A 14,759-nucleotide genomic window follows, 5' to 3' on the forward strand; every position below is an offset into this window, starting at 1 on the left:
CCCCCATGTCGACCGCGCGCTCCACAGCCGAGGACGCCCCCGCCGCCGACGTCGCCGCGGCACTCCGCGAGGCCCCGTTCGTCCGGGTCGTCGCGCGAGCCGACGGCGACTCGCTGGCCGCGAGTGGCATCCTCGCCGCCGCCTGTCGGAGCGTCGGAACCCCGTTCCACGTCCGAGCGAACCCGAACCCGACACTCGACCCCGACGCCGACGGTCTGTCCGTCGTCGTGGGGTTCACGGGTGGTGACGTCGCCGTCGCTGGCGCGAGCCGGCCGGCGAGCGTGACCGCCTTCGAGGTGGCGCGGGAACTCGGCGTCGAGCCGGACCCGATACTCGGCCTCGCGGGCGTCGTCGCCGCCGAATCGACTATCGGAGTCGACGGCAGCGGCACGATTCTCGACGCGGCCGAACGTCGCGGGACGGTCGAACGCCGACCGGGACTCGCCGTCCCGACCGCAGACGTCAGCGACGGTATCGCCCACTCGACGCTCGTCCACACGCCCAGTTCGGGCGAGGTGGAGCGCGTCAGAGCGGAGCTGGCCGAGATGGACCTTCCCGCCGAACTCGACGAGGAGGCCCACCGTCGGCTCGCATCCGTCGTCGCCATCGACGCCACGACGGCCGAGGGCGCGACGCCCCGTGCCGCCGAGGCAGTCGAGCGGGCACTCCGCCCCTACGCGACGCCCGAGGCGACGTTCGAGACGGTCGGCGGCTACGCCGACGTGCTCGAAGCCGTCGCGCACGAACAGCCCGGAACCGGCGTGGCACTCGCACTGGGCCACGGTGAGGCAGCGCGAACTGCCGCACTCGACGCCTGGCGCGCCCACGCCATCGCGGCCCACCGCCTCCTCCGAGAGGCCACCACGGGTCGCTACGAGGGCGTGTTCGTCGCTCGCGTCGACGCCGACGCCGAGTCGGCGCGAGCGTTACCGACGGTCGCACGGCTGCTGCGGGACTTCCGTTCGCCGGAGTCCGTCGCACTCGTCGTCGCCGAAGACGTCTCTGGTCGGACGCACGCGGCCGCCGCGAGCGTCGAGGACCGAGCACTCGGTATCGCGATGGCCGACGCTGCGGAGACGCTCGACGGGACGGGCTACGGCACCGACACGCGCGGAGCAGCGCGGTTCGACGGGCAGAGAGAGACAACCGACTTCATCACGGCACTTCGGGAGGTGCTTGCGCGATGAGACAGGCACGAATCGAGACGACACACGAGGACGCCCGCCGCATCGCCGACGCAGTGACCCCCGACAACACCGACTCGATGACGACGACGGTGGAGGGAGACTCCATCGTCACCGTCGTCGAGCGGGAGACGACCGGCGGCCTCCAGGCCACGGTCGACGACTACGTGGTGAACCTGACCGTCGCGGAGACGGTCGCAGACAACGCAACACGACACATCAACCATGAGTGAACGATCCGTATCCAAGCAGAAGAAGGGAAAGCGATGGTACTCCATTCTCGCGCCCGAGCAGTTCGACCGCGCGGAACTCGGCGAGACCTTCGCTGACGAGACAGAACAGATCGTCGGGCGGACCATCCAGGTCACCCTCGGCGAACTCACCGGCGACGCCGGTGCCAACAACACGAAGCTGACCTTCAAGATCACCGACGTCGGCAGCGACTCGGCGTACACCGAGTTCGTCCAGCACGAACTCACCCGTGACTACCTCCGTAGTCTCGTCCGCCGCGGTGCCTCGAAGGTCGCCGCCAACATCACCGTCCTGACGAAGGACGACTACCGCGTCCAGCTCCAGCCGGTCGCCTTCACGACGAAGAAGGCCGACAAGAGCCAGGAGAAGGCCATCCGCAAGGTCATGACCCAGATCGTCGAGGACGCCGCCGTCGACCGCACGTTCGCGGACCTCGTCGACAGCATCGTCGAGGGCCGTCTCTCCTCCGCCATCTACGGCGAGGCAAAGACCATCTACCCGCTGCGCCGCGTCGAGATCCAGAAGCTCTCGCTCGAAGCGCGTCCGGAAGAGGTCGCCGCCGAGGAAGAGGCCGCCGTCGACGTCGACGACGACGAAGTCGCAGTCGACGAAGCGTAAGACCGCAGTCGCGGTTCCGATTCTCCGTTTATTCGTCCGCGTGAGTCGCTACGCGCTCCGCTTCAGTTCTCACTCTTCGACGATAATCCGCCCGACCATCCCGCCCTGTTCGTGGGGGATGCAGACGTACTCGTAGCGGCCGGGGACCTCGAAGGTGTGGCTGTAGCTCTCGCCGCTGCTGATCTGCCCCCCGGCGAAGCCCTCCTGTCGGAACGCCTCGCGAGCCGCCTGTTCGTTCTCGTAGCCGCCGGTCGCGAAGTAGTCGGCCGCGTCGGGAATCGCGTTCTCGTAGGCCGTCACGGTGTGGCCGCGGGTACTCGCGTTATACCAGGTGACCGTGTCGCCGACGCTGACGGTGTACTCGTACGGGTCGAACGCCGACGCACGCATCAGGATGTCGCCCTGCGACCCACTGACGCCCGCACAGCCCGCGACGGCGGCCAGTCCGGCCGTGCCGACGCTCGCGAGAAACGCCCTGCGTTGCATACTCGACGTTCGGGGTTCGACCGATAAATGCGGCGTGGTTCGTCAGTCGAATCTCGGAGGCTCCGGATATAAACACGTAAAACGGTCCTCGCCGACTCCCGAGACATGAAGCCGCGGTTCGTCGGTCGGTTCGGGCTTGCCGATTACGTCACCGTCAGCAACGCGGCACTCGGCTTTCTGGCTACCGTCGCCGCCGCAATCGACCCGACGCTGGCGGCTCGGCTCATCCTCCTCGGTGCCATCGCCGACGGTCTCGACGGCGTCATCGCCCGACAGTTCGGCGGCTCGGAGGCGGGACCGTATCTCGACTCGCTGGCCGACGTCGCCTCCTTCAGCGTCGCCCCCGCGTTCCTCGTCGTCAGCGTCGTCCGCGAGACGTGGGGCTTCGACCCCCTCCGACTCTGGGGGAGTGCCGTTCTCTGCGCACTGTTCGTCGGGATGGGCGTCACGCGACTCGGTCTCTATACGGCCTACGACAGCAAGTCCGACTCCACGGAGGGGGTGCCGACGACGCTCGCAGCGACCATCCTCTCGGCCGGCGTCCTCGCCGGATTCACCGAGCCGATCTTTCTCGTTCCACTGGTGGGGATTCTGTCCGTGATGATGGTGGTGACGGTCAACTATCCCGACCTCCACTGGCAGGACGCGCTCGTGATGGGCGCAGTGCAAGCGCTCGCCATCCTGCTGTCGGGCTACGCGGGAGAAGTGTTCGCGTTCGGACTGCTCTTTCTCGCACTTGGCTATCTCTTTCTCGGCCCGCGGTTCTACTGGCGCGGGACCTGACGGCCCGGCTTACATCCCCATGTCGGCGGCGTCCTCGGGAACCGGCAGGTCGTGGACGCCGACGCCGAGCAGTTCCGCGGCGTGGTCGAGTGCCATGTCGAAGCCGTAGTATCGCTCCAACTCGTCGCCGTCGACGGTGGGCCGTACCTTCAGCATGGCGTAGCCGTCGACGTTCTGGGCGACGGCCGCCGTCCGTCCCTCGCGGCTGAACTCGAGGACGCGTTCGTCGTCCGTCTCGTAGTAGCGGGCGGTGATGCCCTCGGCAGTGGTTTCCGACAGATCGGACATATCCGGCGGTTGGGGTCCGAGGCAGTCGAAACTATCGGTTAGGTCCAGATTTATATAAGACCGTGGAGATGTTCCTGACAGATGACGGCACAAGTCTCAGCGACGGGAGACGCAGTTCTCGACCAGATGCTCGGTGGAGGCTTTCCGGCACGCCGAGCGACGCTGGTCACTGGCGACGCCGGGACCGGCAAGACGACCCTCGGGATGCAGTTTCTACAGGCCGGCCTCGACGACGGCGACGACTGTCTCTTTATCAGTACCGAACAGACGCTGAGCGAACTCCGCGAGTCGTTTCAGCAGTTCAACTTCGATCTCGACCACGAGAATCTGACCTTCGCGTCGGTCCACGCCGCTCCGGGACGGACGCTGGAAGGCGACGAGGAACTCGTCCTCCAGACGCTCGGTGCCGACGGCGAACCGACCTCGATGGGCTTCGACGCCCCCTTCACGGGCGAGTACATCCAGCAGCATCTCCAGCAGTTCGGCCCTGCCGACCGGGTCGTCTTCGACAGCATCTCCGGACTCGCTGCCATCACGGACGACGAGGAACGCTACCGACGGACGATCATCGACCTCATCCGGTTTTTCACCGACCAGTTCGAGGCGACGACGGTGTTCACCGCCGAAGCCCGCACGCCGGGCGAAGGGTCGATGACCGAAGTCCTCCGGTTCGTCACCCACGGCGTGCTCGAACTCACTCGGCAGACCGTCGCCGAGGACACCCACCGCTTCCTCGAAGTGCGGAAGCTCCGCGGCGTCGACCACGACCGCCGCACTTTCGAGGTCGAAGTGACGGCCGACGGCCTCCGTGCGGGACCCGCCCGCCGGTCGCAGCCACCGGCACTCAAAGACCACCACCACCAGCCCATCGGTATCGAGGGCCTCGACAACCTCGCTGGCGGCGGTCTCGTCCAGGGCACTGGGGTGCTCATCGAACAGGACGGCCGTGTCAACCTCAGCGCGCTGTTCGCCCAGCTGCTCCACTTCGCCATCGAGTCCGACTACGCCATCACCCTGGTCCCGACAGTCAGCTTGCGGGAGTCCCGCGTCCAGCAGCTCCTGGACGGCTACGGTCTCGAGGTGGAGACGCTGCTCGCCGAGGACCGCCTGTTCGTCGTCGACCTCGTCGGCACGTGGAACCGCGAGTATGAGAACGTGCTCACGCCGGACCACACCGCAGAGGCCGTCACCGACGCGCTCGCCGAACTCCAGACGCGGACCGACCGCTCGATGTTCTCGCTCGTCGGCACCGACGGACTCGTCCACGCGCTCGGCGTCGAAGGGTCGCGAACGGTCCGCTACGCGCAGGAGGCACAGCTCGTCGACGACGAGGAGATGCTGATTCACGTCGTCAATCCGGACGTCGTCTCCGACGCCGTCGGCGCGTTCTACGTCGACGCCGCAGACCAGGTGCTCTCGACGTGGATTCGCGACGACGGTCTCCAGTACGTCACGCTCCAGAAGTCACCCTGCGGCTTCGTCGGCAGCACGTCGCTCGTCGAGTATATCGACGAACCGCCCTACCTCCGCGTGCAGAACCCGCCACAGACGCGAGAGAATCCGTACGTCTGCGACTGACAGGGTGTGTCGCAGCCGATCATTGTACGTCTGCGACTGACTGGGTATCGCAACCGACCACTGCACGTCCGCGGCTGAAGAACACAATCTCACTTTCACGGAACGCGAGACCCCACAGCCGTTGCTGGCGAGTGTAGATGAAGTATGAATGGGGACGGGCCGAGATTGCCCGGTGTTCCGAACGCGGGTAATCTCGGTTGCCTCCTCCACCCCGCGATCCTGCGAGCGACGCACGTCCGGCGGTGGGCTGCTCGCTTCCGCGCCTGACCCAGTGCCACCGATCAACGGCGAGTCGACGTCCCTGCGGACGTGTTTCGCCGAGCCGCTGTCCCCGAAGGACGAGGTTTCTACGTTGGCTCCCGAGGTCCACGCCGGTCTGACCGGACGCCCTCGGCGTTCGGTCCCCGCTAAAGACTCTATCGCGGGAAATGAGCAGGGCCTAACTGCCCGACCTAGTCCACTCTACTCTACCCGACCGTGTCATAAGGGCCTTTCGACTTGTCGGCGGAAAAATCGCGAGACGGCAGTGCGGCGGTCTCAGCCTCGGAGGACGCCACGCGCGTACCCAGCGGCACTGATCGGGACGACCGCGGCGACGGCGACGACGACCCAGCGGTGGCTCGTCATCCACGCGGCCGACGCCGGGAGGTTGAACAGCAGCGTCTCGTCGACGGCGAGTGCCCAGAGGGCCGCCAGTGCCAGCGTGACGACGCCGAGGACGAGCGCGATACCGGAGACGAGTGCGGGGTCGGCAGTCCCGCGCGTCCCCGAGAGAAAGACGACGACGGTCAGGACGGCGAGGAAGGCCACGCCGCCGACGCCGACCGCGCCCGAGGCGTAGTACTCACTGAGGACGGTCCCCGGTTCGCTGACGGCGACGTATGGCACTCCGAGCGTGACGAGTAGCGCGGCGCAGGCGACGACTCCGACCGTCGGTGCGACGTCTTCCAACTCCATACGCGACCTCCGGACGGCTCGGAGATAAAAGATGTGAGACAGCTCCGGCGACGGGTGACGGCCGTTCGGCGGCAGATGGCGGCCGGTGACGGCCGGTAGTGGTCGGTAGTGGCCGGTAATGTCCGCTGGCAGTCGACGGCCGGCAGACGCCGACGACCGACCGACGGTCGCCCAAATCCGGCCGCCGGAGGGGAAAACTGTAAATCACTCCGTTGCGCGCCTCCCGTATGGAACGCGTAGCAATCATTGGCGCGTCGATGACCCAGTTCGGGCAACGCGACGCGTGGATCCGTGAACTGCTCGCGGAGGCTGGACAGGCGTGTCTCGACGACGCGGGTGTCTCACCCGACGCGGTCGAGCATCTTTACGTCTCGAACATGGCGAGCGGCGAGTTCGAGGGGCAGACGGGCGTCCCGAACGCCCTCGCCCACGACCTCGCGGCACTCCCCGCCTACACCGCACGTATCGACCAGACGTCCTCGTCGGGCGGTGCTGGTGCCTACGCCGCCTGGCAGTCGGTCGCCAGCGGCGCGAGCGAGATGACGCTCCTCGTCGGCGGCGAGAAGATGACACACCGGACGACGGCGGAGGCCACAGACGTCATCGCCTCGCTGACACACCCAGTCGAGTACAAACAGGGCGTGACACTGCCGAGCTTCGCCGGACTCACCGCGCGACTCTATCTCGACACCTACGACGCCCCGCGCGAAAGTCTCGGCAAGGTCGCCGTCAAGAACCACAAGAACGGCGTGGACAACCCCCACGCGCAGTTCCAGAAGGAGGTCGATTTGGATACTGTTCTGGACTCGCCCATCGTGGCCGACCCGCTGCGGCTCTACGACTTCTGTCCCATCACGGACGGCAGCGCGGCACTGCTCTTCTGCCCCGAGTCCGTCGCTCGCGAGTATACGGACAACTACGCCGTCGTCAGCGGCATCGGCGGCGCGACCGACACCCACGTCGTCCACGAGCGCTCGGACCCGACGACGATGGGCGGCGTCGTCAACTCCAGCGAGATTGCCTACGACATGGCCGACCTCGGGCCGGAGGATGTCGACGTGGCGGAACTCCACGATATGTTCACCATTCTCGAATTCCTCCAGTCGGAGGACCTCGGCTTCTTCGAGAAAGGAGAAGGCTGGAAGGCCGTCGAGGAGGGCGTCACCGACCGCGACGGCGAGCTCCCCATCAACACCTCCGGTGGCCTCAAATCGAAGGGTCACCCCCTCGGCGCGTCGGGCGTCGCGCAGGTGTACGAGATCTACAAGCAGGTCGTCGGCGAGGCGGGCCCGCGACAGGTCGAGGCGGACGTCGGCCTCGCGTGTAACGTCGGCGGCTTCGGGAACTGTGTCACGACCACCATTCTGGAGGGCAACTGATGAGCGACAACCCACCCATGGAAGCAGCACGCTACTCCGACGGCAGCATCACCTACCCCGGCCACCCCATCGGTCCGAACGGCGACGAGCCGGTCGGGACCGTCGACCTCAGCGAGTACACCGCGACGGTCATCACGTGGACCACGTCGACGGCGACGCCGCCGGGCGTCCGCCAGCCGAACACGCTGGCTATCGTCGAGTTCGACGTCGAGGGCGAACCCGTCCGCGCGCTCGGACAGGTCACGACCGACGAGGTCGATATCGGCGACGAAGTTACGCCGGTCTACTGCGAGGAACTCCGCGAACCCGGTGCGGGCATCCGCGAGCCGGAGAGTCAGGAGTGGGACGGGTATCGGTTTGAACCGGTCTGAGCGCAGTCTCGTCTGCGCGGTACGGTTCGAACTGTTCGAATAACGAAACGACCCGAATCACCCTTCTTCAACAGCACCCACCGACGACAGCCTCGGGCTTCTCGCGTGCGACGACTGCACACTCCTCGACCCCACACTCGCCGCAGTCGACGACGCCGACCTGTGTCTCCAACTCGCGGAGCGTCGCCACGAACCGTCGGCCTGCGTCGGTGAGCGTGTACCGTGTCGACGGCGGCGTCGTCGCCTCGACGTGACGCGCGACGAAGCCCCGACAGCGGAGTTCTCGGAGTCGCGCGGAGAGGGTCTTCGCCGTGACGCCGTCGAGTTCGCGCTTCATCTCGTTGAAGCCCGCGTCGTGCTCGGCGAGCAGCCGGAGGACGTGGAGTGCCCACTTGTTGCCGAGCGTGTCGTGGAGCGTGTGCCACACGCGCTGCCAGTCGTCTGCATCCGCTCCGTTGCTGCCCGGAGCCTCGTCGGCGGTCATTACCGACTGTAGGCACTCGTCGTTCGTAAACCCAGCCGGGTGGTTTCTCCGGAGATACTACAGATACCTAAGCAAACTGCCAATTATAAGCGTTCTCCAGCCCACCCTCTGAGTGCAATGTCCGAAGACTCCGACGCGGCCTGTTGCTGTACCGACTGTGGATGCGTCCAGTGCTCCTGCAGCCAGCCCACCAGAACTAGTTGTTGCTGCTGTTAGCGGTCGTCAGCGTCCTCGTCGAGGTCGTCCTTGATGGACTGTAACTCGGCCTCGACGTTGACTTCCGTCTCGTCGCTGTCGTCCTCGCTCGCGGGCGACGTGGGCGAGTCGTCGACCTCGTGGCCGTCGTCCGACTCCTCGTCGACGGCGATCTCGACGGGACCGCTGCGGCTCCGGCCACCGTCACCCTGTGAGCGTCGACGCGACGCCGACTGTGCGTAATCTCGCGAACGGTCGCGGGAGCGAGACCGACTCCGCGAACGCGAGCGTCCCGACCGACTCTCCTCGATACGACGCTCGATCTCGTCGGTCAGGCTGCGGGCGTCCTCGACGATGTCGCGGGACTCGGGGTCGCTCGGGAGGTCGGCCTCAGAGAGTGCCCGCTGGAGTTCCGAGAGCGCGCGGTCGAGACCGTCGACGGCGTCGTCTCGAACGTTGCGGACGCCGCGAACCCCGCGACGGGCCGTGTTCGTCGCCTCGCGCGCGCTGCCCTCCGGGTTGGCGAGCCGCAGCAGTTTCTGGAGCAGTTCGAGCGCGCGGATGTTGGCCTCCAGAATCGAGATGACGGTCGGAATGGTGTACTCGTCGGTGAAGCGGAGGATCTCACCCGGACTCGGTGGACGGAGCTGTCGGCGGGCCTCGGGCCGTTGCTGGAGTTCCTCGCGGAGGTCCGAGAGGGTGTATTCGAGGTCGTCCAAGAGGTCGACGAGGTCGTCGTCGCGGCGGGAGCTCATACCTCGGGGTTGGCGCGGGACGGTGAAAAGCGTTGGTCGCGAGCGTCAGAACCCGCGGCGGTACTGCGCCGGGACGTCGACGTCGACGCCGAGTTCGTGAGCCGCGTGGAGCGCGAAGTAGGGGTCACGGAGATGTTCGCGGCCGACGATCGCGAGGTCGGCACGCTCGTTGCGAATCAGTTGGTCGGCCTGTTCGCCGGTGGTGATGCCACCGACCGCGCCGACGGCCAGGTCCGTGTTCTCCTTGATGGTCTCGGCGTAGGGAATCTGGTAGCCTGGCCCGGCGTTCGGGATCTCCTGGTCGGGATGGATACCGCCCGCGCTGACGTCGACGAGATCCGCGCCCGCCTCTGCGAGCAACGGGGCCAGTCGGACCGACTGGTCGATGTCCCACGACTCGCGGTCGGGGAGCCAGTCGGTCGCGGAGATGCGGACGAAGACGGGCTTGTCGTCGGGCCAGACCGCGCGGACTGCGGCCGTGATCTCCCGAACGAGTCGCGTGCGGTTCTCGAAGCTGCCGCCGTACTCGTCGTCGCGGTCGTTCGTCACGGGCGAGAGGAACTCGTGGAGGAGATAGCCGTGGGCGGCGTGGACCTCGGCGATCTCGAAGCCCGCCTCGCGGGCGCGCTTCGCGGCCGTGACGAACGAGTCGGTCACGTCGTCGATGTCCTCGGCCGTCATCGCGCGCTGTTGCGGCGGCTCGTCGTCGTAGGGATACGGCTCCGCCGAGGGGGCGACCGTCTCCCAGCCGCCCTCGTCGGGCTGGAGGGGTTCGCTCCCGTCCCACGGCCGGGTCTTCGAAGCCTTTCGCCCGGCGTGAGCGAGCTGGATGGCCGGAACGCTCCCCTGCGACCGGATGAACTCCGTGATCGGTGCGAGCGCGTCGGCGTGCTCTTGGCTCCAGATGCCGAGGTCGTGCGGGGTGATACGGCCGCGTGGTTCGACCGCGGTCGCCTCGGTCATCACGACGCCGGCCCCGCCGACGGCGCGGCTCCCGAGGTGGACCTGATGCCAGTCGGTCGCGACGCCGTCACCAGTCGAATACTGGCACATCGGCGAGACCATCACACGGTTTCGAGCAGTCGTCTCACGCAACGAGAGGGGCGTGAACAGCGACGGTGTCATCACCCACCGTTGGAGACGACGGATGAAACCCCTGGCGACAGCGGCACGCTGGACGTGGTATCCCCGCCGCAGACCTTGTACCGGTCCACAACACTTAATATCCAATCGAGAATACGTATGAAAAGAATGGAGACGCCAGTCGACGACCTGACGTTCAGCCGGTCGCTCTCGGCACTGAAGCAACGAGGGAGCAACCTCCTCGTCGTCGGGTCGGCCGCCGAAACGGTCCGCAAAGCGGCAGCTCGGCGGTTCCTCGGCGACGGCGTCGGCGAGTCACGTCGTCGGCTGTTCGTCTTCACCGACGCGGCCCACACGGACACGACCATCGGCAGTGGGCCGGTCACTCACGGAACGACGCGCGTCGTCACCCGGGAGACGCCGACACGGGGCGCGGCTGGGGTACAGCAGCCGTCGGCGGCGACGCCGACGGAGCTTCCGTCGTCGACCCAGCGGGAGGAGATCGAGCACCGCACCGTCGACAGCGAACAGCTGGGAACGTTGGCGTGGGCGATCGAACAGGAACTCTCCGGCTTCGAGCGCGACGGGGGTCCGTTCGCGACCGGCGAACTCCGGCTGTGTTTCGACTCGCTCACACCTCTGCTCTCGACACACGACACGCCTGCCGTCCTCCGCTTTCTCCGCGCCATCGGCAACCGAGTCCGCGCGGACTCCGGGATGGCACACTACCATCTCCCGGTCGCGCGGGACGACCCCGCTGTCGACGAACTCGCACCGCTGTTCGACGCGGTCATCGAACTCCGACTGTCGGACGGCCGTCCCGAACACCGCTGGATTCTCCGCGACGAGTCCTTCGAGAGCGACTGGCTCCCCCTCTGAGAGCGGTTTCGGCCATCCACAACCTATTTGTCTTTAGGCTCGCCTAAGACCGACCATGGCAGCCACCGACGGCTCCGAAGAGCCCGACTTCCCGGCCGAGCCACCGGAGCCACAGACGACGGTCTCCGCACACCGGAGTTCACCCGAGCGACTGGTTTTCACCGAAGAAGGCAACACAGACGGCTGGATCGCGACCGACCTCGTGGTCGACCTCGAACGGTAGCCGCGTCGAGCGACGTGGAAACGCGAGAAGGGAAGAACGGAGAACGAGCAGAGCGGTCGGTCTCAGTTGGTCGCCGAATCCAACACGAGCGTGTCGTCTTCGAGATAGTGCTCGATGTGGTGGGCGTTCTCTTCGATCTCGATGAGCTGCTGGCGGAGCATCTCGGCCGTCGCGTGGTCGCCGAGGTTCGTCGTCAGATCGACGTGGCCGCGGACCTGTTCGATGATGTCGCCGTACATCTCCATGTCGTTCTCGAGTGACGTCCGGATGTCGTAGACATCGTCGTCCTCGGGGGCGACGGGTGCGGCTTCTTCGAGGTTCTTGCCGCCCGCGATGGGGACGCCACCGAGTGCCTGGACGCGCTCGGCGAGTTCGTCGGCCGCTTCTTCGGCCGCCCCGGCAGCCTCGCCGAGGAAGACGTGGATGTCGCGGAACTCCGCACCCTCGACGTTCCAGTGGTGCTTCTTCAGCTGGTGGTAGAGGACGTAGGTCGCCGCGAGGTCCGACTGGAGCGCGTCGACGATCTGCTCGACCTTCTCCTGCTCGAGTCGGAGTGCGGGACTCGCTTCGACGCTCCCTGCCTGTCGCTGGACGTTCTTCTGGGTACTCATTGCAGTCGGTAATTGGCGCGCGAGCCACATAAATCTTCACTCGAAGAAAACCGAAGTTTGGTTCTCCTGAAGAAATGTTCTCGTGTGGGAAGATACTCCCCGACTGCTATCAGTTTGTGGCGTGGTCACACAAGACACGACGGCCGTGACAACTGTCCCACCGTTGTCTTCGAGTGGGCGATATGGAGGGTCTCACTCGTCGCCGGTCGACGGCTCGTCGAAGACGGGAATGAACGCCCGCTGTTCGGCCAACACGTCGGGGTCGAGTGTCGCCACGAGGTCACGCTCGTCGCGGTTGAGTGCGGCCGCGACCATCCCGTCCGGACGGACGACGGCCGACCGGCCCGCGTACTGCGTCGACGGCGCGTCGGGGAGGTCGCGTCGGCCGGTCCGTCCCGCGCCGACGACCCAGCGGACGCCGTCGAGTGCTCGCGCACGCAGGAGCAGCCGCCAGTTCTCGCTGTGGGCTGCGGGCCACGCGCCGACGACGAACAGCGCGTCGACGCGGTCGCGAGCGAACGCCGCGCTCTCGGCGACGAAGTTCAGGTCATAGCAGGTCAGTAGTCCGGTCTTCCCGACCGGTGTCTCCACCACGACGCGCTCGTCGCCCGCCCTGACGACGTCGCGTTCGCCGCCCCAGCGGTGACGCTTACGGTAGAAGGTCGGCTCGCTGTCGCCGTCGCGGGGGACGTACGCTGTCGTGTTGTACAACTGCTCGCCGTCGCGTTCGACAAAGCCAACGACGAGTGCGCAGTCGGCGTCGGCGGCGACCGTCCGGAGTCGGTCCAGTTCGGGTCCGTGGCGGCCGAGTGCGACAGTCGTGAGTCTGTTGTCGGCGACGAAGCCTGTCAGGGCGTACTCGGGGAAGAGCGCGACGTCGACCTCGTCGGCGAGCGCGTCGACCCGCTCGACGACGGCACGGAGGTTCGTCTCGACGGCGAGGTCCTCGACGCTGAGTTGGGGGACGGCGACGGTCGGCATGGTCGTCCGTCGGACGCACTGCCCAATAACGGCTCGGGACGCGCTGTCATCGCGGGACACACCGGCGCGCAGAGACGTGTCAAATAGAAGATATACGTCAGACAGATATACTTCCATGACATATGTTACCGTACCGGTCGACTACTGTACGTGACCGGTGGGCGTCCGCAAACGGGGTGGGTTTCGTCATGGTTTCCCCTCCGGGTAGGGAGCGGTCGCCCGTTTCAAACGCGGACCGCCGACGGTCCCCAAAGGGAAACGCTCTTTTCATCGTCGCACCGACTTCCGACATATGAGTGACGGGGACGACGCGTCCGACGACTCGGGCGCCCCGGAAGAGGAGATCTCGGTCGAGAGCCTACAGGACGGGCTGTCGGCCGTCGAAGAGGAACTCGAGGCCGCCGAGACGGAAGCGGCCCTCGACGAGGTAGAGAGCACGCTCGACGACATCGAGTCCAAACTCGAAGCCGCCGACCTGCCCGAACCGGCAGACGACGACGAGGAGGACCCGAGCGAAGAGCTTGCAGACTCGCTGGCGACGCTCCGTGAGGAGCTCGAAGCCAAGCGCGGTCCCTACGCCGAAGACGTCGTCGCGGCCATCGACGAGGCCAAGACGAAGATCGAGGACACCCGCTGGACCGACCGCGGCGAGGGCGAGATCGTCGAGGCCGTCGAGTCGTTCGTCGCCTCGGTGAACGAGACGCTCGACGCCGACGTCTCCGTCGACGGCGAGGACGCCGAAGAGCTGTCGGCCGCGCTCGCCGACGCCGCGGACGTCGTCGGCTCGGCCGGTCTCGACGCCGACGAGGACGCCGAAACCATCGCCGCGCTCGTCGAGGCCGCCGACAGTCTCGAATCTGACCTCGAAGCCGCCCAGGAGTGGGACGACCTCGAGACGCGCGAGAAGCTCGAAGCGCAGGGCTTCTACGACGTCCTCGGCCATTACAAGGACTATCCGCCGGAGTGGGCGGCAGTCAAAGGCTGGGAAGAGGAGGGTAACGTCGAGATGATTCTGCTCGCGCTCGACAACCTCCAGTCGGACTTCATGGAGCGTCACTGCATCGAGTCGCTCACCCGTCTCAACGACCAGGCGGCCTTCGAGGCCATGCACCAGCGCGCCCAGAAGCGTGACAAGCCCTCGATCAAGGCACTCGGCAAGATGCGCGCCGAAGACGCCGTCGAGACGCTCATCGAGTACGTCGACACCGACAAGGACCCGCAGCTCCAGAAGGTGACGTTCAAGGCACTCGGCGAGATCGGCGACGAGCGCGCGACCCAGCCGCTCGCGGACAAGCTCGTCATGGAGAACGACAACGTCCGGCCCTACGCGGCCCGCGCGCTCGGTCTCCTCGGCGACACCCGTGCCGTCGAACCACTCATCGACACCCTCCGCGACGACGAGAGCGACTCCGTCCGCTCCAGCGCGGCGTGGGCACTCCGACAGATCGGCACGCAGGTCGCCCTCGAAGCGGCCGCCGAACACGTCGACGACCGCTCCTACCTCGTCCAGAGCGAGGCCGAGAAGGCCCGCGAAGCACTCGGCATCTCCCAGACCGCGTAAGCGACCCGCAGTTTTCGCTCCCGTCACCCGCTTCCAGCCCGTCCGCAACCCTCCCGAGCCGAGCGTTTATCACACAGGACGCGGCCACCGA

At 66.7% G+C, this 14,759-nt stretch carries 18 protein-coding genes and 1 other RNA gene; 10 read left to right on the top strand and 9 right to left on the bottom strand.

The genetic code is table 11. From position 1 onward, the window contains the following. Window positions 1–5 precede the first annotated feature (5 nt). From BLR57_RS05705 to BLR57_RS05715, 3 genes are read left to right on the top strand one after another with little or no spacing between them, the layout of a single operon-like run. Window positions 6–1,187, top strand: coding sequence for an exonuclease RecJ (locus tag BLR57_RS05705; RefSeq protein ID WP_089694999.1), 1,182 nt, complete (start codon window positions 6–8; stop codon window positions 1,185–1,187). Next, window positions 1,184–1,417, top strand: a complete 234-nt coding sequence (locus BLR57_RS05710) for a KEOPS complex subunit Pcc1 (protein ID WP_089695001.1) — start codon at window positions 1,184–1,186, stop codon at window positions 1,415–1,417. Before BLR57_RS05705 ends, BLR57_RS05710 begins: the two co-directional genes overlap by 4 nt. Then, window positions 1,410–2,054, top strand: coding sequence for a 30S ribosomal protein S3ae (locus BLR57_RS05715; RefSeq protein WP_089695003.1), 645 nt, complete (start codon window positions 1,410–1,412; stop codon window positions 2,052–2,054). Before BLR57_RS05710 ends, BLR57_RS05715 begins: the two co-directional genes overlap by 8 nt. A gap of 69 nt (window positions 2,055–2,123) precedes the next feature. On the opposite strand, the gene BLR57_RS05720 is transcribed toward BLR57_RS05715, so the two are convergent. After that, window positions 2,124–2,540 carry a cupredoxin domain-containing protein gene (locus tag BLR57_RS05720; protein WP_089695004.1) on the bottom strand — a complete coding sequence of 139 codons (417 nt, stop codon included), beginning with the start codon at window positions 2,538–2,540 and terminating at the stop codon, window positions 2,124–2,126. Between the two features lie 105 nt (window positions 2,541–2,645). Here BLR57_RS05720 and BLR57_RS05725 point away from each other — a divergent pair, with 105 nt between their 5' ends. Then, window positions 2,646–3,323, top strand: coding sequence for a protein sorting system archaetidylserine synthase (locus BLR57_RS05725; RefSeq protein ID WP_089695005.1), 678 nt, complete (start codon window positions 2,646–2,648; stop codon window positions 3,321–3,323). Window positions 3,324–3,332: 9 nt separating this feature from the next. Here BLR57_RS05725 and BLR57_RS05730 read toward each other — a convergent pair whose 3' ends face one another. Further along, a complete protein-coding gene (locus BLR57_RS05730) occupies window positions 3,333–3,611 on the bottom strand; it encodes a DUF7111 family protein (RefSeq protein WP_089695007.1) in 279 nt (92 codons plus the stop codon). A gap of 81 nt (window positions 3,612–3,692) precedes the next feature. Here BLR57_RS05730 and BLR57_RS05735 point away from each other — a divergent pair, with 81 nt between their 5' ends. After that, window positions 3,693–5,189, top strand: coding sequence for an ATPase domain-containing protein (locus BLR57_RS05735; protein WP_089695009.1), 1,497 nt, complete (start codon window positions 3,693–3,695; stop codon window positions 5,187–5,189). Window positions 5,190–5,337: 148 nt separating this feature from the next. Here the strand turns inward: BLR57_RS05735 and ffs are convergent. Next, window positions 5,338–5,652, bottom strand: an RNA gene (gene ffs, locus BLR57_RS05740) — signal recognition particle sRNA. Between the two features lie 74 nt (window positions 5,653–5,726). Then, window positions 5,727–6,146: a DUF7548 family protein gene (locus BLR57_RS05745; protein ID WP_089695011.1), complete on the bottom strand. Its 420-nt coding sequence runs from the start codon at window positions 6,144–6,146 to the stop codon at window positions 5,727–5,729. A gap of 227 nt (window positions 6,147–6,373) precedes the next feature. Between BLR57_RS05745 and BLR57_RS05750 the strand changes: the two genes are divergently transcribed. Together BLR57_RS05750 and BLR57_RS05755 are read left to right on the top strand one after the other, a co-directional pair. Next, window positions 6,374–7,525, top strand: coding sequence for a thiolase family protein (locus BLR57_RS05750; RefSeq protein WP_089695013.1), 1,152 nt, complete (start codon window positions 6,374–6,376; stop codon window positions 7,523–7,525). Continuing rightward, window positions 7,525–7,896, top strand: a complete 372-nt coding sequence (locus tag BLR57_RS05755) for an OB-fold domain-containing protein (protein ID WP_089695015.1) — start codon at window positions 7,525–7,527, stop codon at window positions 7,894–7,896. Before BLR57_RS05750 ends, BLR57_RS05755 begins: the two co-directional genes overlap by 1 nt. A gap of 67 nt (window positions 7,897–7,963) precedes the next feature. Here BLR57_RS05755 and BLR57_RS05760 read toward each other — a convergent pair whose 3' ends face one another. The 3 genes from BLR57_RS05760 to BLR57_RS05770 form a co-directional block, all read right to left on the bottom strand. Beyond that, entirely contained in the window at window positions 7,964–8,380 is a 417-nt protein-coding gene (locus BLR57_RS05760; protein WP_089695017.1) for a winged helix-turn-helix transcriptional regulator, read from the bottom strand. 212 nt (window positions 8,381–8,592) lie between these two features. Further along, complete coding sequence (locus tag BLR57_RS05765) at window positions 8,593–9,330, bottom strand: DUF7547 family protein (protein WP_089695019.1); 738 nt, start codon at window positions 9,328–9,330, stop codon at window positions 8,593–8,595. Between the two features lie 45 nt (window positions 9,331–9,375). Then, window positions 9,376–10,455 carry an NADH:flavin oxidoreductase/NADH oxidase gene (locus BLR57_RS05770; protein WP_089695021.1) on the bottom strand — a complete coding sequence of 360 codons (1,080 nt, stop codon included), beginning with the start codon at window positions 10,453–10,455 and terminating at the stop codon, window positions 9,376–9,378. 126 nt (window positions 10,456–10,581) lie between these two features. On the opposite strand from BLR57_RS05770, the gene BLR57_RS05775 reads away from it, so the two are divergent. Together BLR57_RS05775 and BLR57_RS19285 are read left to right on the top strand one after the other, a co-directional pair. Continuing rightward, the gene (locus tag BLR57_RS05775) at window positions 10,582–11,292 is read left to right on the top strand and encodes a DUF7504 family protein (protein WP_089695023.1); all 711 of its coding nucleotides are present in this window, start codon (window positions 10,582–10,584) and stop codon (window positions 11,290–11,292) included. Between the two features lie 55 nt (window positions 11,293–11,347). Beyond that, on the top strand, window positions 11,348–11,515 hold the full coding sequence (locus BLR57_RS19285) for a hypothetical protein (protein ID WP_170830567.1): 168 nt from the start codon (window positions 11,348–11,350) through the stop codon (window positions 11,513–11,515). A gap of 62 nt (window positions 11,516–11,577) precedes the next feature. Here the strand turns inward: BLR57_RS19285 and dpsA are convergent, their stop codons facing one another. Both dpsA and BLR57_RS05785 read right to left on the bottom strand, forming a co-directional pair. Beyond that, window positions 11,578–12,126, bottom strand: coding sequence for a DNA starvation/stationary phase protection protein DpsA (gene dpsA, locus BLR57_RS05780; RefSeq protein ID WP_089695025.1), 549 nt, complete (start codon window positions 12,124–12,126; stop codon window positions 11,578–11,580). Between the two features lie 192 nt (window positions 12,127–12,318). Beyond that, window positions 12,319–13,107 (bottom strand): carbon-nitrogen hydrolase family protein, encoded by a 789-nt coding sequence (locus BLR57_RS05785; protein ID WP_089695027.1) that lies wholly within the window; start codon window positions 13,105–13,107, stop codon window positions 12,319–12,321. Between the two features lie 292 nt (window positions 13,108–13,399). On the opposite strand from BLR57_RS05785, the gene BLR57_RS05790 reads away from it, so the two are divergent. Then, entirely contained in the window at window positions 13,400–14,668 is a 1,269-nt protein-coding gene (locus tag BLR57_RS05790) for a HEAT repeat domain-containing protein (RefSeq protein ID WP_089695029.1), read from the top strand. The last annotated feature ends 91 nt before the right edge of the window (window positions 14,669–14,759 follow it).

The sequence above is a fragment of the Halogranum gelatinilyticum genome (genome assembly GCF_900103715.1).
In the GTDB taxonomy this organism is placed as follows: domain Archaea; phylum Halobacteriota; class Halobacteria; order Halobacteriales; family Haloferacaceae; genus Halogranum; species Halogranum gelatinilyticum.